The organism is Pseudotenacibaculum sp. MALMAid0570 (genome assembly GCF_040151415.1).
Lineage (GTDB): Bacteria > Bacteroidota > Bacteroidia > Flavobacteriales > Flavobacteriaceae > Polaribacter.
Map to the genome: position 1 here is coordinate 282,870 of NZ_JBDKWF010000047.1, position 24,243 is coordinate 307,112.

A 24,243-nucleotide genomic window follows, 5' to 3' on the forward strand; every position below is an offset into this window, starting at 1 on the left:
TTTGTTTTTACAGACGTAAAGATACTTTTTTACTTACAGGGTAATGTGAAGAAAAGTATAAAAAAATCCTACTGAGTTATCAGTAGGATTTATAGTATATAAGTTCTCAATAAATTGAGAATAACATTTTAGTAATCTCCTAGAGTTGCAGGATTTTGCTCTAGCGCAGATGCTAATTGATCATCATTAGGCGCTTTTCCGTGCCATGCATGTGTATACATCATAAAATCAACACCATTCCCCATTTCAGTATGTAATAGTATACAAACTGGTTTTCCTTGTCCAGTTCTTGATTTAGCTTCTGCTAAACCAGCCTTGATGGCTTCAACATCGTTGCCTTCTTTAACTTCTAATACATCCCATCCAAAAGCTTCAAATTTTCCTTTGATACTTCCCATTGGCAATACATCATCTGTAGACCCATCAATTTGTTTTCCATTTAAATCAACAGTAGCAATTAAATTGTCTACTTTTTTTGCTGATGCAAACATTGCAGATTCCCAAATCTGACCTTCTTGCAATTCTCCATCACCATGCAATGAATACACAAGTTTATCATCGCCATTTAATTTTTTAGCAACAGCAGACCCGATTGCTACACTCATTCCTTGCCCTAAAGACCCTGAAGCAATTCTTATTCCAGGTAATTTTTCATGAGTTGTTGGATGCCCTTGCAAACGAGTATTTAGCTTTCTAAAACTTGCCAACTCTTCTACTGGAAAGAAACCACTTCTAGCCAACACACTATAATAAACGGGTGAAATATGACCGTTAGATAAGAAGAAAACATCTTCGTTTTCGCCATCCATCGTAAAATCTGTAGAATAACTCATTACATCTTGATAAAGAACTGTAAAAAATTCTGCGCATCCTAAAGAACCTCCTGGGTGGCCTGAATTTACAGCATGTACCATTCGTAATATATCTCTGCGTACTTGCTGTGTAAAATCTTGTAATTGTTGTGTAGTTGCCATGTTGTTTTTATTGTTGAGCAAATGTAGTTTTTTCATCTACAAACAACAACAAAATTTTAGAAGTAAAATCAACAGGTTATTAACGGCTTAAAAGAGAAAGAAGAAAGGTATAAGGCTTTCGACAGAAATAATCATGTTAGTTTGAAAATATATTAATAAATTACCGATATACTAAATCTAAAACAATGCTAGAAAACAATAAAGCTACTGTTAAAAGGTACTTTAAAGAACTCTGGGAAGAACAGAATTTTAATATTATTGAGGAAGTTTTTACTCCAGATTTTACAGGTCATCTCATCAATCCTTCAAAAGGCAATGAAGGAATCCGAAAGAATGTACTCGTCATAACTCAAGCTTTTCAAAATGGTGAACTCAAAATTGATGATATTTTTGGTGAAGGCGATAAAGTTTGTATTCGATGGAGATATATTGGAAATCATCTTGGCAATTTTATGAATATTCCTCCAACTGGAAAAAAAATTATTTTAAAAGGAATTACCATTGAACGATTTGATAAAGATGGTAAAATAGCTGAACTATGGGCAGAAATGGATATTTATGATCTTTTAAAACAACTTAAAGTTCTAAAAGTATAGACAACTTTTTATTGATAAAAAAAAGGGCTCCTAACTCACTCTCTTTTTCATAGTATCAAATAGACTTTTGATTTTAAAGTGACGAACCCTTCAAAAACAAAGTTATCATGTTCTTAGAAAGGAACTATAAGTGTTGCTACTAATATATGTTTATGTTTTCTGCTTTTTTTTCTTAGCAGCAGGAAACAGTACATTATTTAATATTAAGCGATATCCAGGAGACGTTGGGTGTAAGTCTAATTCTGTTTTTGGATCTCCTACTCTATGGGTATAATCTTCAGGGTCATGACCTCCATAAAAAGTGAACAATCCTTTTCCTTTGGTTCCGTGAATATATCGAGCTTCTCTGTTTGTTCTGTTTTCTCCCATGACCAATACATTAGGTTTTACATTTCTTCTGTCAAAAGAAGTAGTTTGTCCCATAAAACCTTTTACTAATTGCGTATGGTTTTGCGTAAGCATTGTTGGAACTGGATCCCATTTGGCTGAAAATTCAATCAAAGAAAAATAATCTGAAGTCTTTGGAATTCTTCTTTTTCGAGTCATGTCTATCGATGAGAATTCATATACAACAGGATTTCTAATAAGTTGATAATCTTTAAAAGCAAATGTTTTTGAAAAATCGATTTTACTCTGATAATTAGATTCAGCTGGATCGCCATCAAACATGGATTCTGCGATATCTACACCTTCAGCAGAGAGAGCGATGTCAAAGCTATCTGTAGCCGAACACATGGCAAACATAAATCCACCACCAATGACATAATCACGAATTTTCTTGGCAACATCTAGTTTTAATTGCGATACTTTTTTATATCCTAGCTCTGTTGCTTGTTTTTCAGCTCTTTGTTTTCCATCAATATACCAAGGAGCTGTTCTAAAAGCTCCATAAAAGCGACCATATTGTCCTGTAAAATCTTCATGATGGAGATGTAACCATTCATACAACAACAACTTGTCATTTAACACCTCTTCATCATAAATCACATCAAACGGAATCTCAGCATAAGTTAGCACCATGGTTACGGCATCATCCCAAGGCATTTTGTCTTTTGGAGAATACACGGCTATTTTTGGCGCCTTTTCTAAGGTTACTGCTTCTTGATTTTTAGAAGGTGATGAAATTTCTTGTAGAATCAATTGTGATTTTGCATCTGAAATTACTTCATATGAAACACCTCTAATTTTACATTCATTCTCTAATAGAGGATTGTTTTCTATCAAAAATGCACCACCATCATAATTTAGCAACCATTTGGCTTTTAAACCGTTTTGTAATGAAAAATATACAATTCCATATGCTTTTAAATGATTCTTCTGATTGTCGTGACTCATAGGGATATATATAAACGACGCCCAAATAGAATTTGACATGAATAGAAAAGTGAGTATAAATAAAAGCTTCTTCATCTAGCCCTAAAAGTACAACCTTTTATGGATTTGTTTATTTGTAGATACTTTTTTTAGGAATTGTTTAACCTATATAATAAATGAGATTCGGTTCTACTACAATGTAGGAAACATCTAGTTCGTTTACATTAACGATTTCTTGTTCTTTTTTACTCATTTAATTTAGGTGTTAAAACGGCACATCATCCTCTTCTGAACCAAAGGCATCTTTAGGCTCAATACGAGTGTCTGGGAATACATCATCTGCAAAACCTGTATTCATACTAGACTGGAACTCGCTACTAAAGCCTTCTTCTAAGTCAGAGAATTTTGCCAAGTGTCCAGTAAACTTCAAACGAATATTATCCAATCCACCATTTCTGTGTTTAGCTACAATGAATTCTCCTTGGCCTTCACAAGGTGTATGATCATCATCATCCCATTCTGTCATTCCGTAATATTCAGGACGATAAATAAACGAAACGATATCTGCATCTTGCTCAATTGCTCCAGATTCACGTAAATCTGATAATAATGGTCGTTTGCTACCTCCACGAGTTTCTACAGCACGTGATAACTGAGATAAAGCAATTACAGGAACATCTAATTCCTTTGCCAAAGCTTTTAAGTTTCTCGAAATTGTAGAAATCTCTTGTTCACGATTTCCTCCTCCTTTAGCAGAAGTTCCTGCTGTCATTAACTGTAAATAGTCAATTACTAGAATTCTTACTCCATGTTGCGATACTAAACGACGAGCTTTTGCACGTAAGTCGAAAATAGATAATGAAGGTGTATCATCAATAAAAATAGGAGCATCTGACAAACGTTTTACTTTTACGTTTAGTTGCTCCCATTCATGTGGTTCTAAATTTCCTTTACGAAGTTTTTCTGAAGTTAATCCTGTTTCTGAAGAAATCATACGAGTAATTAACTGTACAGATGACATCTCTAAAGAAAATACTGCAACAGGATGTTCAAAGTCAATAGCCATATTCTTAGCCATTGAGATTACAAAGGCCGTTTTCCCCATACCAGGACGAGCCGCTATAATAATCAAATCTGAAGGTTGCCAACCAGAAGTTAAAGCATCTAACTTCGTAAAACCAGTAGCCAAACCGCTCATTCCTTCTTTGTTAGAAATATCTTGAATCTTCTTTAAAGCTTGTTTTACAAGATCTCCTGCACCTTCTGAACTTTTCTTTAAGTTACCTTGTGTTACTTCAAATAATTTAGCTTCAGCATCGTCTAATAAATCGAAAACATCAGAAGACTCATCGTAGGCATTCTCAATAATATCGCTTGAGATTGCAATTAAACGACGTTGAATATACTTTTGTAGGATGATTCTGGCATGGAATTCAATATGAGCAGAAGATGCAACCTTTTGTGTTAAGCGAATTAAATGAAAATCACCGCCAACCAAATCTAATTTCCCTGCTTTCTTTAAAGAATTAGATACCGTCAATAAATCAATGGGCTTCGATTCTTGAAATAGCTGATAAATGACTCTGTAAATCTCTTGATGTTTAATTTCATAAAAAGCATCAGGATGCAAAATATCTATTACATCATCAATTCCTTTTTTGTCAATCATCATCGCTCCTAACACAGCCTCCTCTAAATCAACAGCTTGAGGAGGGATTTTTCCTTTTTCCAAACTAATGAGTCGAGATTTATCTACTTTTTGACCGGGAATTGGTTGCATTTTTTCCATGAGGACAAATGTATATTTTTAGGTTTAACCCAAAGGAGGTTTTTATAAATTTATTTGTACACAGGTTTTGTTAACCAAATTGTTATTATCCTGTTAACAAAGTGTAATGTTGTAAAATTCTTCTGTATTTTTACCACAATGAAGATACAAAAAAGAAACCTATACTTAACGCTTTTTTTAGGAGCACAACTGCTTTTAATGAGATTGGTTGAGCATTACCCTTCTTTTATAGAAAACTATTATTCCAATGGTTTGTATCCTGTAATTAGTTCTTTCTTTAGAATATTATTCGGATGGATTCCTTTTTCTATAGGTGATCTTTTAATCTTCTATTTTATCTTCTACTCTTTACGTTTTATCTACCGATTGTTTAAAACCAAATTCAAAAATTTCCTAAACAAAATTTTGGGGATTACAGCATTCTTCTCTGTAATCTACTTTTGTTTCTATCTTTTTTGGGGGCTCAATTATTACAGAGAACCACTTTCTAAAAACTTAGGATATGAAAAAACGAAGTATACAAATGAAGAATTGATTCGTTTGTCAAAATACTTGATTAATGAATTAAACTCTGTTCAAATCCAAATCACAACATCAGATACTATAAAGGTAGAAAATAACTACTCTCAGAGGGAAATGTATAAATTAGCAAGGAAAGGATATGACAGCTTAGCAAAAGAACTTCCTCAATTCAAATATCAATTTGGAACTGCAAAAAGTTCTTTAATGAGTTTACTACAAAGTTATAATGGAACTTCTGGGTATTTAAATCCACTTACTGGGGAAGCCCAAGTGAATAGTAGAATTCCTAAAACAAGTTTTCCAACCACAACTTGTCATGAAATGGCACATCAAATTGGTTTTGCTGCAGAGAATGAAGCCAATTTTGTTGGTTTCTTAGCTGCATTACATAATAAAGATATTTACTTTCAATATGCTGCTTATCGGATGGCAGTCCGCTACACAATTTTCGAACTCTATAAACGAGACCCAGATCAGTTTAAAAGTGTTTATGCATCTATAAACAAAGGAATCCTCAAAGATTTCAAAACGTCTTCTGAATTCTGGGCTTCATATGAAAATCCATTTGAGCCGATCTTAAAAAAGGGGTATAATGCCTACTTAAAATCAAATAAACAAGCTAAGGGAGTGGACTCTTATAACTATGTTGTTGACTTATTTATTAGTTATTACACAAAAAGACTAAAAGGCTCATCTATTTTCTAATAATTTTCTTAAAATTTTGTTAAAACGGCTTTGAACTTAAGTCAACCCGTTGCTTCTCAATAAATTTATAGACGATTCAAATAAATAACACATGAGAAAACTACTTCTGGTACTCATGGTGCTTTCAGCACCATTACTGCATGCGCAAGAGTACTTTCCAACTAACACGGGTGTGAAAACTACAAAGAACACAACCGTTGCATTTACGAATGCAAAAATCTATGTAACCCCTTCTCAAGTCATAAAAAAAGGAACTTTACTCGTTAAAGATGGTAAAGTTATTGGCGTAGGGAAATCGGTGAAAATCCCTAATGGAGCTAAGACGGTTGACCTTTCCGGTAAAACTATCTATCCTTCATTTATTGATATTTACTCAGATTTTGGAGTAAAGAAACCCCAAAGACCTAGAAGTAATAGTCAACGTCCGCAATATGATGCAAATAGATCTGGCTATTACTGGAATGACCATATTCGACCTGAAACCAATGCTTCAGAAAGTTTTGCTTTTGATAATAGAAAAGCAAAAGAACTTGTGAAAGCAGGATTTGGAGTAGTGAATACTCATGTTCATGATGGAATAGTTCGAGGAAACGGAATCTTAGTCGCTTTAAACTCATCTTCTACTGATGCTTATAGAGTTCTTGATAAAAGATCAGCGCAGTATTTATCGTTTAGCAAAAGTGTAAAATCTAGACAGTCTTACCCAACTTCTCGTATGGGAGCCATGGCTCTGTTACGTCAAATGTATTTAGATGCCGACTGGTATGCTGCAGGAAATGCAAAAAATAAAGATGCCGCATTAGAGGCTTTAAACAACAATAAAGGTTTAGTACAAATTTTTGATGCAGGTAGTCACTTAGATGTAACTCGAGCTGATAAAGTAGGTGATGAATTTGGAATTCAATATACTATTGTTGGTGATGGTGGCGAATTTGAAAGAATTAATGACATCAAAGCAACGGGTGCTAATCTTATTATCCCAATAAACTTTAGAAAAGCTTATGATGTAAGTAACCCTTTACTTGCAAATCAAATTTCTTTAGGAGATATGAGAAGATGGAACCAAGAGCCTTCTAATTTAGCTGTTTTGTCTAAAAATGGAGTTCCTTTTGCCTTAACTACTCATGATTTAAAATCAGTTGGTTCTTTCCATAAGAACTTACAGAAAGCTATCAAGTACGGTTTTGACAAAACAAAGGCTTTAGAAGCTTTGACTACTGTACCTGCGAAAATTCTAGGAAAATCTACTATTGGTAACCTAAATACTGGTAGTTATGCTAATTTTCTAATTACTAACGGTGATGTTTTTGATAAAGGAACAACCATCTATGAAAACTGGGTGCAAGGAAATCAGAATGTAATCAGTAATATGAATGTACAAGACATCACTGGACTGTATGTTTTTTCTATAGATAATAAACCTTTTACTCTAACTATATCAGGAAAAGGAGCTAAACAAAGTGGTAGCTTAAAATCTGGTGACAAAAAAGTAAAATCTAAGTTTAGTTTTGCTGATGGATGGGTACATATTACCATTAATGATGACGGTTATTTCACTAGAATTGTAGGACAACCTACTTCTAATGGAATTTCAGGAACTACTTTTGATATAGAAGGAAATGAGTCTGCATGGGTAGCTTCTAAAACAGGTGGTAATAAAAATGACAAAGCCAGTAAGAAGAAGAGCAAAAAGAAAAAAGATACCGCTCCAGTTGTAATGCCGGTAAGTTATCCTAACATTGGTTTAGGAAACTTCTCTCAACCAAAGCAAGAAACACTTTTAATTAAAAACGTTACTGTTTGGACTAGTGAAGCTGATGGTGTTTTAGAAAACACTGATGTCTTACTAAAAGATGGAAAAATAGCTCAAATTGGAAAGAATTTAAAAGCTAGAAGAGCTAAAGTAATTGATGGAACTGGAAAACATTTAACAGCTGGAATTATTGATGAACATTCACATATAGCCACATCTGCTGTTAACGAGTCTGGTCATAATTCAACAGCTGAGGTAACAATAGAAGACGTTGTTAATCCAGACGATATCAATATATACAGAAACTTAGCTGGAGGTGTTACATCAATTCAAATCTTACACGGTTCTGCTAATCCAATTGGAGGTAGATCTGCTATTATCAAACTAAAATGGGGAGAGAATGCAGATGCAATGATTTACAGTAATACTCCTAAGTTTATCAAATTTGCTTTAGGTGAAAATGTAAAACAATCTAATTGGGGTGATAATCAGACAGTACGTTTCCCACAAACTCGTATGGGTACTGAACAAGTATTTGTAGATTATTTCCAAAGAGCTAAAGAATATGATGCTTTAAAGAAAAGTGGTAAGTCGTATAGAAAAGATATAGAGCTTGAAACATTGGCAGAAATAATTAATAAAGAACGTTTTATTTCTTGTCACTCTTATGTACAAAGTGAAATAAACATGTTGATGAAAGTTGCTGAAAAATTCAATTTCAACATCAACACATTTACACACATTTTAGAAGGATATAAAGTAGCTGATAAAATGAAAGAACACGGTGTAGGAGGTTCTACTTTTTCTGATTGGTGGGCTTATAAATATGAGGTAAACGATGCTATTCCTTTCAATGCCGCTATCATGCACAATGCAGGTGTTACAGTAGCTATTAATTCTGATGATAGAGAAATGTCTAGAAGATTGAATCAGGAAGCTGCAAAAACCATTAAGTATGGAGGAATGACAGAATTAGACGCTTGGAAAATGGTAACTATCAACCCTGCTAAACTTTTACATATCGATAATCGTGTGGGAAGTATCAAAGTAGGAAAAGATGCAGATGTTGTTTTATGGAGTGATCATCCTTTATCTGTTTATGCTAAGGCTGAAAAAACAATTATTGAAGGAAAAGTATATTTTGATTTAGAGGAAGACATGAAAAAGCGTGCTGCTATTAAAGCTGAAAAAAGCAAGCTGATTAACATGATGCTTAGTGAAAAGCTAAACGGTGGTAAAGTACAAGCACCGAGAAAGAAAGTATTGAAAGAATTTACTTGTGAAACAGAAGGAACCCATTAATTCAAGAAATCATGAAAAAACATATTATATATAGTTTGGTAGCTTTCTTCTTTGCAGGAACTATCATCGCACAGCAAACTCCCGCTCCAAAGCAAACTCAGGCCTACTCTATTGAAGGTGCAACTGCACATTTAGGAAACGGAGAAGTTATAGAAAATTCGTTGATTATGTTCAACGATGGAAAAATCACTTTTGTAGGAAGTGCCAACTCCAAAATCGCAAGACAAGGAACGGTAATTAATGCAAAAGGAACGGTAATTAATGCAAAAGGAAAGCATGTATATCCTGGGTTTATTGCAGTAAATGCATCATTAGGACTTTCTGAAGTAGATGCCGTTAGAGCAACTAGAGATTTTGATGAAACCGGATCAATGCTTCCACATATTCGAAGTTTAATTGCTTATAATGCAGAGAGTAAAGTTGTAGAGTCTATGCGACCAAATGGAGTTTTAGTTGCAGAAATTACTCCTAGAGGGGGAACCATTTCTGGAACAGCTTCTGTAATGCAATTAGATGCTTGGAATTGGGAAGATGCTGCTATTAAAGCTGATCACGGAATCCACATCAACTGGCCTGGTAGTTTTACAAGTGGTCGTTGGTGGCTTGGTGAAGATCCTAGTTTAAAACCGGATAAAAACTATCCTAAGAATGTTCAATCTATCAAAGATTATTTCACAAATGCTAAAAGATATTTAGCAGGAAACAAAAAAGAAGTAAATCTAGCTTATGAAGCTACCAAAGGATTGTTTAACGGATCTCAAAAGCTTTACTTGCATGTAAGTGGATCAAGAGAAATTACAGATGCTGTAAATACAGCCAAATCTCTTGGTATTAATAACCTTGTAATTGTGCACGGAAACGATGCTGAAAAAGTAGCTGATCTTTTGGTAAAAAACAATATACCAGTGGTTGTAGACAGAGCACATAGAATTCCTAACAATGAAGATGACGATTACGATCTTCCTTTTAGAAATGCTAAAATTTTAATGGATGCAGGAATTACTGTTGCCATTGGAATGGAAGGACAAATGGAGCGTATGAATACTCGTAATCTACCTTTTTATGCAGGTACTTACGCAGCCTATGGAGTTGATAAAGAAAAAGCAGTACAGATGATTACTGGAAATGCTGCCAAAGCCTTAGGAGTAGAAGATATTACTGGTACTTTAGAAACTGGTAAAGATGCAACTCTATTTATCTCTGAAGGTGATGCTTTAGACATGCGTACCAATATTGTTATACAAGCCTTCATTCAAGGAAGAAAGATCAGTCTAGAATCGCATCAAACAACACTTTGGAAACGATATGACAAAAAGATTAACGGGAAATAATAAGTAGTTTTCTCAAAAAATTATATAAAGCACCGTTTGTAAAGCGGTGCTTTATTTATATTAAATATATTTGCTAGAAGTTAACCTCATAAATGAGAATTGAACAACTCACATTTACACGCTTTATAGCAGCCTCTTTGATTGTTATTTTCCATTACGGAATAGATATTTTTCCTTTCAACTTGCAAAAGACAATGTTTCTAGGAGCAAATATTGGAGTGAGTTATTTCTTTGTGCTTTCTGGATTTGTCATGATTATTGCTTATCACAAGAAACAAAAAATTTCAGTACTCAATTATCTTAGGAATCGATTTGCACGAATCTATCCAGTGTATTTATTAGCTACTTTAATTCTAGTGGGTTATTATTTAGTTGCGACCAATGTAGATGTTAAGCCAATAGATTTAATTTTAAACATAACACTCCTGCAAAGCTGGGTGCCTGCAAAAGTTTTGACGCTTAACTTTCCTGGCTGGTCTCTAAGTGTTGAATTCTTCTTTTATGTTACTTTTCCTCTCTTGTTCAACTATTTATATAAAAAATTTAATTACAAAAAATTAGCTCTACCTATCTTGTTCTTCTTTGTAATTAGTCAACTTGTATTTTTCTATTTCTTTTACTCTGAACATTATCAAGGTCAGCATACAATAAGCCACAATCTACTATTCTATTTCCCTGTTATACACCTGAATGAATTTTTAATTGGAAACCTAATAGGTTTATACTTTGTTCAACGTGAGTATAAGACTCGTAATAATTCATTCTTCATACTAGGACTTATTATTCTGTGTGCATTAATTTTGGCATACGGGAATGCCATTGACTATCACAATGGTTTATTGGCAATTATTTTTGCTCCGATGATTTTATTAATATCCTATGATCATGGATGGATATCAAAACTATCTAAGTCAAAACTGTTTATTCATCTAGGCGAAATAAGTTATGGAGTGTATATTTTACAAATCCCTATTTTTAGTATTACAAGAAGACTCTTAATGTATTTAGGAATTACAGATAAGACCATTATTTTTTACGGATGTTTTCTTGTACTCATTGTAACTTCTTCAATAACTTATAAATACATTGAAACTCCATTACGAAAGAAAATCAAAAGCATTAAATTAGCCCAGTAAAGTCTTTTCCCATTATGAAGCAAATTGAAAGTCTTCAAAATCCATTGATTAAAAACATTCTCAAACTACAAGAAAAATCTCGCGAACGTAAGAAACAAGGTTTATTTGTTATTGAAGGAAAACGTGAAATTCTTTTAGCTCAAAAAGGAAATTATATAATCACCTCTCTCCTATTTCTTTCTAGTAAAATTGATGACGATTACTTAAATCATTTTACCAATGCAGAACTTATTGAAGTTACACCAGAAATCTATCAAAAAATAGCTTACAGAGAATCTACAGAAGGTGTAATTGCTGTTGTAAAGTCGAAAAATTTAACCTTAGATTCTATTATTTTTAAAAACAACAACCCGTTAGTTTTAGTTGCCGAATCTATTGAAAAACCTGGTAATTTAGGAGCTTTATTGAGAACTGCTGATGCTGCGAATTTAGATGCAGTAATTATTGCAAATCCAAAAACTGATTTATACAACCCTAATGTAATTCGTTCTAGTGTGGGATGTTTATTTACAAATCAAGTTGCTACAGGAAGTTCAGAAGATATAGTTAAATTTTTGCAAGAAAAAGATATTTCAATTTATAGTGCCACATTACAGAATTCTAATGAGTATACCCAAGAGGATTATACAAAAGGAGCAGCACTTGTTGTAGGAACTGAAGCCACAGGTTTAACGGAGATTTGGAGAGAACATGCCGCCCAATGTATTAACATTCCTATGGAAGGAGAAATCGATTCCATGAATGTTTCTGTATCAGCAGCTATTTTAATCTTTGAAGCAAAAAGACAACGTAAAAAATAACTATGGATCAATTCTTATTAGAAGCTATAAAAGAAGCAGAACAAGGATATAACGAAGGAGGAATTCCGATTGGAAGTGTAATTGTTCATGAAGGAAAGATCATTGGTCGTGGACACAATCGTCGTGTACAAAAAGGAAGCGCCATTCTTCATGGAGAAATGGATGCCTTGGAGAATGCCGGACGTCAACCTGCCAGTGTATATAAAAATTCTATTCTGTACACTACCCTATCTCCATGTTCAATGTGTTCTGGAACAATTCTTTTGTATGGAATACCTAAAGTGGTTATTGGTGAAAACAAAACTTTTATGGGTGAAGAGGAATTACTTATGAGCAAAGGAGTTGATGTAAAAGTTGTTAATAATAATCGATGCATTGAACTCATGGAAACTTTTATTCAGGAAAAACCTGAATTATGGAATGAAGATATCGGAGAAGACTAAAACATAACTAAATGGAACCAACTACACTTTTTTATATTCTAATTGGAATTTTAGTTTTCAATTTCATAATTGATAAAATTTTAGACTCACTAAACGCAAAACATTTTGATGATGAAATTCCTGAACAACTGAATGATGTGTATGACGAAGAAGAATACAAGAAATCGCAAGCTTACAAAAAAACAAATTACCAATTCGGAAATCTAACCTCTTTGTTTTCTATTGCTTTAACCCTAACTTTTTTCTTTGCAGATGGATTTGAAATTGTAGACAACTTTGCACGATCTTACTCAGACAACTCAATTATAATTGCCTTAATTTTCTTTGGTATTATTATGATAGGTAGTGATATCTTAACGCTTCCTTTTTCTTATTATAAAACTTTTATTATTGAAGAGAAATTTGGATTTAACAAAACTACTCGCAAAACTTTTCTCTTAGATAAAATAAAAGGATGGATCATGACAGCTATTCTTGGAGGGGGAATATTAGCTTTAATTATATGGTTTTATGAATTAACTAAGGAGCAATTTTGGCTATATGCATGGGGATTGGTAGCAGTTTTTTCTCTTTTTATGAATATGTTCTATTCAAAATTAATTGTTCCATTATTTAATAAACAAACTCCTCTTGAAGATGGTGAACTTAAAGACGCAATTACAGAGTATGCAAAAAAAGTTGGTTTCACTTTAGAGAATATCTTCGTCATAGACGGTTCTAAACGATCTACAAAAGCTAATGCTTATTTCTCTGGTTTTGGTAGTCAGAAAAGAATTACTTTGTACGATACATTAATCAACGATTTAGAAAAAGAAGAAATCGTTGCTGTATTAGCACATGAGGTGGGGCATTACAAAAGAAAACACATCATATTTAACTTAATCACCTCTATTCTACTCACAGGTCTTACTCTGTTTATTCTATCTTTATTTATCAACTCTCCCATTTTATCAGAAGCATTAGGAGTTTCTAATCATAGTTTTCATATTGGTTTGATTGCATTTGGAATTTTATACTCGCCAATATCTGAGATTACAGGATTGGTAATGAACTATATCTCAAGAAAATTTGAATACCAAGCAGATAACTATGCGAAAGAAACTTATGCAAGTAAACCTTTAGTGTCTTCACTAAAAAAACTATCTAAAAACAGCTTAAGTAATTTAACCCCTCATCCTTCTTATGTTTTTGTTCATTACTCACATCCAACGCTCATGAAAAGAGTTAAAAATTTGACGAATTAATCCATTCTAAAAACTTGCTCAAACTTTTTTTTTGTACTACTTTCATTCTATCCTTTGACAAAGGATAAAGATTCACTGACAATTGAAGTATACAGCAACCATAGAAGAAGAAAATAAAGAGATTGCAAAACGATATAAAGATCTCCTAAAAGATTCCTATCAAACTTTATCGCGTTCTGATAAATTAATGATACGGAAAGCTTTTAATATTGCCGTTGAAGCACATTCTGAGCAACGAAGAAAAACTGGAGAGCCTTATATATTTCATCCCATAGCTGTAGCAAAAATTGTAGCTAATGAAATTGGTTTAGGAGCTACATCTATTGCTGCTGCTCTTTTACATGATGTGGTTGAAGATACTCCTTATACTGTTGATGACATTGAACGTCTTTTTGGAGAAACCATTGCGCGAATTGTTAGCGGTTTAACGAAAATATCCAATCTAAAAAAAGATAAGGATCATTCTATTCAAGCTGAGAATTTCAGAAAGATGTTGTTAACCTTAAATGACGATGTTCGTGTTATTCTAATTAAAGTTGCAGATCGATTACACAATATGCAAACCATGGATGCTATGCCTCCACACAAACAAGTAAAAATAGCATCTGAAACTTTATACATCTATGCTCCTCTTGCCCATCGATTAGGATTATATAACATAAAAACTGAGTTAGAAGACTTAGGTTTAAAATATACAGAACCAGAAGTTTACAACGATATTGCTAGTAAGATTAAGGAAAGCAAAGAAGAACAAGAAAACTATATTCAATCTTTTGCCAATACTCTAAAAAGCGGATTGAAGAATGAAAATTTTTCATACGTTATCAAAGGTAGATTCAAATCTATTTTTTCTATCCGTAGAAAAATGCGAAAGCAAAATGTATCCTTTGAAGAAGTTTATGACAAGTTTGCCATTCGTATCGTTTACAAACCTAGCTCTGATGATGAAAAGTTTGATGCATGGAAAATTTATTCTATTGTAACAGATTATTTCAAACCCAATCCTTCTCGTTTGCGTGATTGGATTTCCCAACCCAAAACAACTGGATATGAAGCATTACATATTACTGTAATTGGGCCTGAAGCTAAATGGGTTGAGGTTCAAATTCGATCCGAAAGAATGGACGAAATTGCAGAAAAAGGATATGCTGCTCACTTTAAATACAAACAAGGAAAAGAAAATGAAAACGGATTAGAAGGATGGTTAAATCGTTTAAAAGAGACTCTTGAAAATGAAAATATCAATGCTGTTGATTTTGTTGAGGATTTTAAACTAAACCTGTATTCAAAAGAAATCTATGTCTTTACTCCTAATGGGGACTTAAAATCCCTTCCAAAGGGAGCATCTGCTCTAGATTTTGCCTTTTCTATACATACAGATGTTGGATTAAAATGTAGAGGCGCCAAAGTAAACGGAAAATTAGTTCCTTTAAGTCATGTGTTAAGTAGTGGGAATCAAGTAGAAGTACTCACTTCATCAAATAATAAACCGAATGCTAGGTGGCTCGATTTTGTCATTACTGCAAGAGCTCGATCTAAAATAAAAACAGCTTTAAAAGAAGAGGAAAAAAAGATTGCCGAAGAAGGTAAAGCAATCTTAAGCCGTAAACTAAGACATCTTAAAATTCCTTTTAATGAAAAAACCGTGAATGAACTAGTAAACTACTTTAAGTTAAAAACTAGTTTCGATTTATTTTTCAGAATAGGAAATGGAGCAATTGACAATACTCAGCTTAAAGCATTTGTGAGTCAACGAAACAATCGATTCATGAGTTTTTTCAAAAGTCGATTAAAAAGAGCTCCTTCAAAAGAAGTCATAGATAAAGAAGAGGTTACAAACAAGTATGATGATTTAGTTTTTGGGAATGATGATGAAAAATTAAGCTATAAGATTTCTAAATGTTGTAATCCAATTCCTGGAGATAATGTCTTTGGTTTTATTACTATTAACGAAGGAATTAAAGTGCATAAGAAAGATTGTCCGAATGCTATTTCTATGCAATCTAATTACGCTTATAGAATTATTAAAGCTAAGTGGATTGATTCTTCAAACCAAGAATTTAAAGCAATTCTAAAAGTTAGCGGTGTAGATAATAAAGGAATCGTAAACAATCTAACACGTATTATCTCTAATAATATGAATGTGTTTATTCACAGCATTAATATTGCTGGAAACGAAGGTGTTTTTGAAGGAAAACTTTCCTTAAGTGTTAAAAACAGAACTCAACTTTCTAAACTAATAGACAGTATTAAAAAAGTTGATGGAGTTCAAAAGGTAGAACGTGTTAATACAATGTAAATAACCTTCTTAAAAAACATGTTTATTTCCGAATAATAAGCTTAAATTTGTCTTTTAATAAATGGATTATGGGCTCGAACGAAAACCAAGAAATTGTTAAAAAGGTTTTTACAAGCTTTTTAGAAGAAAACAAGCATCGCAAAACTCCAGAGCGATATGCTATCCTACAAGAAATATATGACGTAGAAGAACATTTTGATATAGAATCATTATATATTAAAATGAAAAACAAGAACTATCGTGTAAGTAGAGCTACTCTATACAATACAATAGATCTTCTATTAGATTGTGGTTTGGTAAGAAAACATCAATTTGACGGTCAAACAATGGCTAGATATGAGAAAAGTTATTTCGACAAACAACACGATCATGTGATTCTTACAGATACAGGTGAAGTAAAAGAGTTCTGTGATCCAAGAATCCAGATTATTAAAAAAACGATTGAAGAAGTCTTTGACATAGACATTCACAATCACTCACTTTATTTTTACGGAAAAAAAAGAAATTCAGACAACTAACAACACAACATAACTAACTTATTACATGGCGGTAGATTTATTACTAGGACTACAATGGGGAGATGAAGGAAAAGGTAAAATTGTAGATGTTCTTACTAAGAACTATGATATTATAGCACGTTTTCAAGGAGGACCAAATGCAGGGCATACTTTAATTTTTGACGGACATAAACATGTATTGCATACTATTCCTTCCGGAATTTTTCATGATTCTGCTTTAAATGTAGTAGGAAATGGAGTTGTAATAGACCCTGTTATTTTTAAGAAAGAACTAGAAAACTTAGACAAACATAATATCGCTTACACTGAGAAGCTTTTAATTTCTAGAAAAGCGCATTTAATCCTACCAACTCATAGATTATTAGACGCTGCTTCTGAAACATCCAAAGGAAAAGCTAAAATAGGTTCTACTTTAAAAGGTATTGGTCCAACTTATATGGACAAAACCGGTAGAAACGGAATGCGTGTTGGTGATCTTGAATTAGATAATTGGAAAGATAAATACAAAGCTCTTACCAATAAACATATTAAAATGTTAGACTTCTTTGATGTAGATATTCAATATGATTTGGAAGAGTTAGAACAAGAGTTTTGTAAAGGTGTAGATAAGCTAAGAACTTTACAATTTATAGATAGCGAAGAGTTTTTGAATAATGCCATCAAAGAAAATAAATCTATTCTTGCTGAAGGAGCTCAAGGATCTTTACTAGATATCGATTTTGGGACCTACCCTTTTGTAACATCTTCTAATACAACTGCTGCTGGAGCATGTACTGGTTTAGGCGTTGCTCCTAATAGAATTGGTGATGTCTTTGGAATATTTAAAGCCTATACTACGCGTGTAGGATCTGGACCATTTCCTACAGAATTATTTGACGATAATGGAGCCACAATGGCAAAAGTAGGTCATGAGTTTGGAGCTACAACTGGAAGACCAAGACGTTGTGGATGGCTAGATCTAGTAGCTTTAAAATATGCGATTCAAGTAAATGGTGTAACGCAATTAATGATGATGAAAGGTGATGTGCTTTCTGGTTTTGACACCTTAAAAGTGTGTACTTCATACAAATATAAAGGAGAAGAAATTAGTCACTTACCTTACAATATAGAACCCGAAAACGTTACTCCTATCTATACAGAATTCAAAGGTTGGCAAAAAGATTTAACAACTTTAACAGAAGAAAGTCAATTACCAAAAAACCTTTTGGATTACATCGATTTTATTGAGAAGGAAACAGAAGTTCCAATCAAAATTGTTTCAGTTGGACCCGATAGAAAACAAACGATTACTCGTTAGTTTTATCTAAAATTTAAGAATTTGGCATACTCTTTTCAGTATTTTAGCTCAAAAATAGAATATCGTTGAAAAAGATACTGTTAGCCATATTTGTCCTTTCTTGTTTTGTTGGATTTTCTCAACAAAGAAAAATCAAGATTCTTAAAAGTGAGTTAAGTTACACTGATGAAGAAAAACATCCTGGCGCAACAATTTTAATAGGAAAAGTGAAAATTGAACATGAAGGAGCTATTCTCGATTGTCAAAAAGCTTTTTATTATAGGAAAGACAATTTCTTCAAAGCCATTGGAAATGTTGTTATAAATCAAGGCGATACCATAAGACAAACCAGTGATTATGTTGATTATGATGGAAATGCTAAGATTGCAATCTCTTGGGGAAATGTTGTGTTGAAAGACACTCAAATGACCTTAACTACAGATACACTCTACTTTAATAGAGAGAAGCAAAAGTTATATTACCAAGATTACGCTACTATAAAAGATGAAACAAATACCTTAAATAGCAAGAATGGTAATTATTATTTAGAAAATAAAAAATTTACTGCTACTACAAAGGTTACTATTGATAATCCAGATAATCTTATCGAGTCAAACCATCTTGATTACTATACCAACTCTGGTCACGCATATCTCTATGGTCCGTCTACGATCACAGGTAAAAAAGATGGTAATAAAATAGAATCAGAACGAGGTTTTTACAATACCAAAACAGATGTCTCTCACTTTGTGAAAAATGCTAAACTCTATATAGATAATAGAACTATAGAAGGTGATAGCTTATATTATGACAAACCCAGAGGATTTGCATCAGCCACAAATAACATACAAGTTATAGATACCGCTGAGAATTTCTTAGCAAAAGGTAATTATGCAGAGTATTATGAAAAATTAGATTCGATTTTTATGATCAAAAAAGCTGTGGCTATTTCAGTAATGGAAAAAGATTCAATGTTTGTTCATGGTGATACATTATTGGTTACAGGTAAAAAGAATCAAAGAGTCATTCGCACTTATAACAATGTGAAAATTTTTAAAAGTGATCTTCAAGGGAAATGCGATTCATTACATACAAACCAGGCGTCTGGAATAACCAAGATGTATTTTAGCCCTGTGATTTGGTCTGGAAAAAGTCAAATTACCGGAGATAGCATTCAGCTTTTATCAGACAAAGAAACCGATAAGTTAGATTCTCTTAAAATTTTAGGGAATTCATTTATCATTCAAAAAGATTCATTAGACCCAAAAAACTTTAACCAAATAAAGGGAAAGAATATGTATGGTAAGTTTATAGAAAATAAACTTCGTACTTTGTTGGTTAAAGGAAATGGGCAAGCTGTAAATTTCAACCGAAATGACAATGGTGTTTTAGAAACTATTACAAAACAATTGTGTAGTAATATTGAATTTGAATTGATAGATAATGAAATAGATCAGATTAAGTGTCTAAAACAATCTGATGGAAAAACCTATCCTCCATCAAAGTTTCCAGAAGTAGATCGAAAATTACAAGGCTTTCTTTGGAGAGAAGACGAGCAACCAAAAACTAAAGACGATATCTTTATAAAAGATGGCAAAACTGTTAGAAAACCACTTTTTAAAGGTACTATTGGTAAAAAGCAAGAAAAGAAATCAAGGGAAAAGAAAGAAAAATCAAATCCTTAAATTTGGACTTTGATGAAAGATGATTTCTTTACATACCAAGCTCAAACAAGTCCTTACCCTTTAGCTATCGAAATTAGTAAAGCCGAAGGGAATTATATCTACGATTCACAAGGAAAAAAATACTTAGACTTTGTAGCTGGCGTTTCAGCAAATAGCTTAGGTCATCAACATCCAAAGGTAAACGAAGCGATACAGAAACAATTAAACTTGTACACACATGTAATGGTTTATGGTGAGTTTATTCAAAAGCCTCAATTAGAATTGTGTAAACTTTTAAGTGAAACATTACAAAAAGAACATTATAGTGTTTACCTTACTAACTCAGGTACTGAAGCATGTGAGGGAGCATTAAAACTAGCTAAAAGAGCAACAAATAGAACAGAAATTATAGCAGCTAACAATTCTTATCATGGAAATACACAAGGTGCTATGAGTGTTTCTGGAGCCGAACAACAAAATAGAGCCTTTAGACCATTAATTCCAGGAACTAAATTCATTCGTTATAATAATGATAAGGATTTATTAAAAATTACAAACAAGACTGCCGCAGTTATTTTAGAGACCATACAAGGTGGTGCAGGTTTTATTGTTCCTCAGAACAACTATTTAAAAAAAATAGAACAACGCTGTAAAGAAGTTGGTGCTTTATTCATTTTAGATGAAATTCAAACCGGAATTGGAAGAACAGGGAAGTTTTGGGGTTTTGAAAATTATAATGTTATTCCCGATATTATCATTACAGGAAAAGGATTAGGTGGCGGAATGCCTATAGGTGCTTTTCTTGCAAAAGCACATTTGATGTCTTTACTCAAAGAGTCTCCAAAATTAGGTCACATTACTACTTTTGGGGGTCATCCTATAATATCAGCTGCGGGTGTAGCAACCATACAAACAATTAAAAAATCCAATCTAATTTCTGAAACACTAAGAAAAGAAGCAATTATTAGAAAGCATTTAAAGCACCCTAACATCATAGAAATCAGAGGAAAAGGCTTGATGTTAGCAGCTATTCTTGAGTCTCCTGAGATAGCTTCTAGAGTAATTCATCAATGCTTAGAAAAAGGGTTAATTTTATTTTTCTTACTTTTTGAAGGAAAAGCAATCCGAATTACTCCTCCTCTAACCATTACAGACGAAGAAATTATTGAAGGTTGTGACATTATATTATCAACATTAAACAAACTCTAAAAGCTATGAAAAGAACTTTCCTATTACTACTATTACAAGTTACTATTTTTACTTCTTGTATGGATGTCTTGAATACTCCTGAAAAGAATGTAAAGTTTCAAGATGTTGTCATAGAAAATAGATATGGTATAAAATTACCTTCATATATGAAAGTGACTACAGAATTAAATGATGAAGCATCTCTTCAATATATGAATGCACTTAAAGAAACATATTGTGTTATTATTGATGAGCCTAGTAAAGATTTTGTTGATGTTTTTAAAGATTCTGGAGAATACATCGATTCGCTTTCTGTGGCTAAAAACTATCAAATGATACAAATGAGTAGTTTTAAAGAAGTAATTGTAGATTTTAAAACTTCCAGTCCTAGAAATTTTAGAAACAAAAAACTTATATCAGTTATTCAAGAAGCCTCAGGAATAGTAGAAGGTCATAAAATTGCTTATAGCTTTTCATTTATACAAGGAAAAGAAAATATATACATGGTTATCTGTTGGACTTTATACGACAGAAAAAAAAGATATCAAGATACTTTCCAGTCTGTTTTAAAATCATTTTATGAATTGAAGTGATTTTTACAAAAAATTGTTAAAACACGTTAAGTTTTTATTAAACTCTTTCTTTTAGTGAAACATTTTAGATTCTGCGTAGTCTTATGAGTGTACGTTTAATCTAAATAAATCATCATGAAAAAACTTAAATTAACAATTACCGCAATAGCATTATGTTTTGCAACATTAACTGCTTTTGCAAATGAAACAGAACCATTAGCTACAAAAAGTAAAAATGAACTACGTAGCGAAATTGTATCAATTTTAGGAACTCAAGTTCCTTCGTATCTAGTTGACAACTCAGATATTAAGGCTAATGTTTCTTTAATTGTAAACAATCAAAATCAATTAATCATTGTCTCAGTAGATACAAAAAGTAACACTGTAGATAAGTACTTAAAGAGTAAATTGAATTATCAAAAAGTTAATGTTAAAGGATTGAAGAAAGGAGAAATCTATAGAGTTCCTTTAACGATAAAACAATCATAATTATAATTACAACGGTTGGTTAGTTGGGTGCCTGAATGCAACATTATGTTGCTTCGGGCATTTTTTTATTCTTGCAATAGGTTGTCTAAAAGATTTCTCACACTATCACTATTCCAGTTTGCTGCCCCTCTTTTATCTACATGAATTTGTCCATTCTTTCCAATAATATAAGTAGCAGGAATAGATCTACTGTACAATTCTTGAGGAATTACACTAGCTGGTTGAAATGCCGGAATTGTCATATCTCTCTTCTCTAGAAAAAGAGTTACTTTTTCCATTTCTTCATTTGTAACAAATAAAAATGTCACTTTATCACTGTAATCAGTATATAATTTTTGTAGGCTAGGAAGTTCAGCTACACATGGCGGGCACCAAGTAGCCCACAAATTTACAAACAGAACTTTATCTTTTGAATCTACCATATTATATTCATTTCCATCTTTATCTAATAGAGTCCAGTTGTATGTACTTAGTTCTTTCCTATCTGCTTCATTCTCTATTGATGGGCTAAATAATGCAAATACTTTATGAATAGAAACTTGAATAGTTTTTCTAGTTTGAGGGATAATTAATAGTAGAATAATCACCACAGTGATTATATTAAATATTTGAGATCTTTTAAGCTTCATAATAAAGAATATAGCGTAGAATCTAAGTCGAAACTACGCTATAATACTAACAAAATAAAATAAATATTGTTTTATCTACTTACAGTTCCTGTAGGTAATGATCCTAAGTTAGCAGCAAATTGATGAGTAGAAGGTGCTGTAGCTTGTCCAGCAGTCCCTACTAGTGGCTTTAATGTAAAAGGTGCTGCAGAGTTATCTGGAACGGGTTCAACAGAAATTACGACCATTCTTCCTCTAACATCTAAAGGAAATGTTTCTCCTGTAGGCGCATTATTGAAGAAATCTTCACCTGGAATTGGTGGACCTGCATTGTTTTGAGTTCCGCTTAACGGGTTTCCAGAATCCATTGTATTAAAAGCTGTAAACGTTCCTGTAGAAATAGGACCAGCATCACCAATAACCCAACCTTCATATGCCCAACCATCGGGTAAAGTAGGTAATGTAAAGTCTGGTGTTGGTGGCATTCCTGGTACCCCAAACCATACGCCATAATGATCGTTTCCATTGTTTGTTCCTGTTTCATCAGTTGGAGTTCTTAAAAAGAAAGAACCTGCCGCGTTAGTAAAGTCACCAACAATTTCTGTAGAAACTGCTGCTGAATTTCCTGAAAAAGCACCTCTCAAAATCTTAGTAGCTGCAGGTGCTGGATCTGGATCAACGCTAGGTTCAATTGTTAATACAAATGCTGCTGCATTGTTTAAATCATCTGTATCTACTTGAAATGTTTGTGGAAATGAAACACTAGAAAATCTTCCTGTAGAAACCGGGTTACCGTTTACAATTACCCAACCTTCGTAAACATAATCATTTCCTAAAGCTTCTAATCCTGATAAATTAAGTGTTAAGTCTGATGTTGTAATTACATCATCATTGTCGTTACATGCAGTAAAAAGGCTAGCTGCAATTAACAATCCTAAAATTTTTCTCATTTTAACCATATTTAATATTAAACTGAGTCAAAATTAGGTTGGCAAAAAAAAATAAAATGTAAGCTAGCTTACATTTACGAAACTTTTATTCAAAAAACGGATTTCTTTTCTATTGAAACTAATCTCTCTCGCTTCTTTTAATTCGTTCATCACTGAGTTTAAAGTAGGTCTAGAAGTTCCTATAAGACTAGCTATATCTTTCTGAGTATAAGGGTGAATGATGACTTTATCTCCTGTTTGTTCACAATCATATCCATACTCTTCACACAACTCATTTAAAAATTCAAGGAATCGAGTTCTCACATCTTTAAAAAGTAATAACTGTAATCTGCGTTCTAATTTTTTCATACGCAAACCAATAAATTTATAAATCTTAAAGCTTACTGACACGTTGTCTCTCATTAAGCTGTACATTGTATCTTTAGATACTGGACAAATGGAAGTATTGTTATCTATAGATTGAGCAAACTCGTTTCTTTTATCTACTCCTAGAATAGCTTTTTCTCCAAAAATTTCGCCTTTTGTAAGTATTGCTTTTACAATTTCATCTCCTTCTTCTGTATAGTAACCAATCTTTACTTTACCAGAATCTATCAAATAAATTTTGTTGGCATTGTCTTCTTCAAAATAGATATAGTCACTTTTCCTATATACATCAAGATTATGATCTTTTGTATATGCTGGGTATTTATGTGGACAAAGAATCTTGAATAAGTTAACATCGTCAAAATACCAAATAGAGGATTTCATAAAAAGCTTGTTTCACTTTT

At 32.7% G+C, this 24,243-nt stretch carries 21 protein-coding genes; 15 read left to right on the plus strand and 6 right to left on the minus strand.

The genetic code is table 11. The features are described 5' to 3' along the window. Nucleotides 1–128: 128 nt before the first annotated feature. A complete protein-coding gene (locus AAON49_RS07780; RefSeq protein ID WP_349554027.1) occupies nt 129–974 on the minus strand; it encodes a transketolase in 846 nt (281 codons plus the stop codon). Between the two features lie 185 nt (nt 975–1,159). Between AAON49_RS07780 and AAON49_RS07785 the strand changes: the two genes are divergently transcribed. Further along, nucleotides 1,160–1,570 carry an ester cyclase gene (locus AAON49_RS07785; RefSeq protein WP_349553909.1) on the plus strand — a complete coding sequence of 137 codons (411 nt, stop codon included), beginning with the start codon at nt 1,160–1,162 and terminating at the stop codon, nt 1,568–1,570. Nucleotides 1,571–1,720: 150 nt separating this feature from the next. On the opposite strand, the gene AAON49_RS07790 is transcribed toward AAON49_RS07785, so the two are convergent. Together AAON49_RS07790 and dnaB are read right to left on the minus strand one after the other, a co-directional pair. Continuing rightward, complete coding sequence (locus AAON49_RS07790) at nt 1,721–2,944, minus strand: asparagine synthetase B (RefSeq protein ID WP_349553910.1); 1,224 nt, start codon at nt 2,942–2,944, stop codon at nt 1,721–1,723. Between the two features lie 205 nt (nt 2,945–3,149). Then, nucleotides 3,150–4,673: a replicative DNA helicase gene (gene dnaB / locus AAON49_RS07795; RefSeq protein WP_349553911.1), complete on the minus strand. Its 1,524-nt coding sequence runs from the start codon at nt 4,671–4,673 to the stop codon at nt 3,150–3,152. A 138-nt stretch (nt 4,674–4,811) separates the two neighbouring features. On the opposite strand from dnaB, the gene AAON49_RS07800 reads away from it, so the two are divergent. From AAON49_RS07800 to AAON49_RS07865, 14 genes are all read left to right on the plus strand, one after another. After that, nucleotides 4,812–5,900, plus strand: coding sequence for a DUF3810 domain-containing protein (locus AAON49_RS07800; protein WP_349553913.1), 1,089 nt, complete (start codon nt 4,812–4,814; stop codon nt 5,898–5,900). A 91-nt stretch (nt 5,901–5,991) separates the two neighbouring features. Then, complete coding sequence (locus AAON49_RS07805) at nt 5,992–8,955, plus strand: amidohydrolase family protein (RefSeq protein WP_349553914.1); 2,964 nt, start codon at nt 5,992–5,994, stop codon at nt 8,953–8,955. Nucleotides 8,956–8,966: 11 nt separating this feature from the next. Next, the gene (locus tag AAON49_RS07810; RefSeq protein WP_349553915.1) at nt 8,967–10,286 is read left to right on the plus strand and encodes an amidohydrolase family protein; all 1,320 of its coding nucleotides are present in this window, start codon (nt 8,967–8,969) and stop codon (nt 10,284–10,286) included. Between the two features lie 92 nt (nt 10,287–10,378). Beyond that, entirely contained in the window at nt 10,379–11,422 is a 1,044-nt protein-coding gene (locus tag AAON49_RS07815; protein ID WP_349553917.1) for an acyltransferase family protein, read from the plus strand. Nucleotides 11,423–11,436: 14 nt separating this feature from the next. Next, nucleotides 11,437–12,222 carry a TrmH family RNA methyltransferase gene (locus tag AAON49_RS07820; protein WP_349553918.1) on the plus strand — a complete coding sequence of 262 codons (786 nt, stop codon included), beginning with the start codon at nt 11,437–11,439 and terminating at the stop codon, nt 12,220–12,222. 2 nt (nt 12,223–12,224) lie between these two features. Continuing rightward, complete coding sequence (locus tag AAON49_RS07825) at nt 12,225–12,665, plus strand: nucleoside deaminase (RefSeq protein WP_349553919.1); 441 nt, start codon at nt 12,225–12,227, stop codon at nt 12,663–12,665. An 11-nt stretch (nt 12,666–12,676) separates the two neighbouring features. Further along, the gene (locus AAON49_RS07830; RefSeq protein ID WP_349553920.1) at nt 12,677–13,909 is read left to right on the plus strand and encodes a M48 family metallopeptidase; all 1,233 of its coding nucleotides are present in this window, start codon (nt 12,677–12,679) and stop codon (nt 13,907–13,909) included. An 82-nt stretch (nt 13,910–13,991) separates the two neighbouring features. Then, nucleotides 13,992–16,208 (plus strand): RelA/SpoT family protein, encoded by a 2,217-nt coding sequence (locus tag AAON49_RS07835; RefSeq protein WP_349553921.1) that lies wholly within the window; start codon nt 13,992–13,994, stop codon nt 16,206–16,208. A gap of 68 nt (nt 16,209–16,276) precedes the next feature. Further along, complete coding sequence (locus AAON49_RS07840; protein ID WP_349553922.1) at nt 16,277–16,726, plus strand: Fur family transcriptional regulator; 450 nt, start codon at nt 16,277–16,279, stop codon at nt 16,724–16,726. 25 nt (nt 16,727–16,751) lie between these two features. Continuing rightward, nucleotides 16,752–18,023: an adenylosuccinate synthase gene (locus AAON49_RS07845; protein WP_349553924.1), complete on the plus strand. Its 1,272-nt coding sequence runs from the start codon at nt 16,752–16,754 to the stop codon at nt 18,021–18,023. A 65-nt stretch (nt 18,024–18,088) separates the two neighbouring features. Next, entirely contained in the window at nt 18,089–19,687 is a 1,599-nt protein-coding gene (locus AAON49_RS07850) for an OstA-like protein (protein WP_349553925.1), read from the plus strand. 12 nt (nt 19,688–19,699) lie between these two features. Beyond that, on the plus strand, nt 19,700–20,875 hold the full coding sequence (locus AAON49_RS07855) for an aspartate aminotransferase family protein (RefSeq protein ID WP_349553926.1): 1,176 nt from the start codon (nt 19,700–19,702) through the stop codon (nt 20,873–20,875). A gap of 5 nt (nt 20,876–20,880) precedes the next feature. Continuing rightward, the gene (locus AAON49_RS07860) at nt 20,881–21,447 is read left to right on the plus strand and encodes a hypothetical protein (RefSeq protein WP_349553927.1); all 567 of its coding nucleotides are present in this window, start codon (nt 20,881–20,883) and stop codon (nt 21,445–21,447) included. A gap of 114 nt (nt 21,448–21,561) precedes the next feature. Next, nucleotides 21,562–21,915: a hypothetical protein gene (locus tag AAON49_RS07865; RefSeq protein WP_349553928.1), complete on the plus strand. Its 354-nt coding sequence runs from the start codon at nt 21,562–21,564 to the stop codon at nt 21,913–21,915. A 65-nt stretch (nt 21,916–21,980) separates the two neighbouring features. Here the strand turns inward: AAON49_RS07865 and AAON49_RS07870 are convergent, their stop codons facing one another. From AAON49_RS07870 to AAON49_RS07880, 3 genes are all read right to left on the minus strand, one after another. Next, nucleotides 21,981–22,544, minus strand: coding sequence for a TlpA family protein disulfide reductase (locus AAON49_RS07870; protein WP_349553929.1), 564 nt, complete (start codon nt 22,542–22,544; stop codon nt 21,981–21,983). Between the two features lie 71 nt (nt 22,545–22,615). Beyond that, on the minus strand, nt 22,616–23,473 hold the full coding sequence (locus tag AAON49_RS07875; RefSeq protein ID WP_502942927.1) for an anti-sigma factor: 858 nt from the start codon (nt 23,471–23,473) through the stop codon (nt 22,616–22,618). A gap of 63 nt (nt 23,474–23,536) precedes the next feature. After that, on the minus strand, nt 23,537–24,223 hold the full coding sequence (locus AAON49_RS07880) for a Crp/Fnr family transcriptional regulator (protein WP_349553932.1): 687 nt from the start codon (nt 24,221–24,223) through the stop codon (nt 23,537–23,539). Nucleotides 24,224–24,243: the final 20 nt, after the last annotated feature.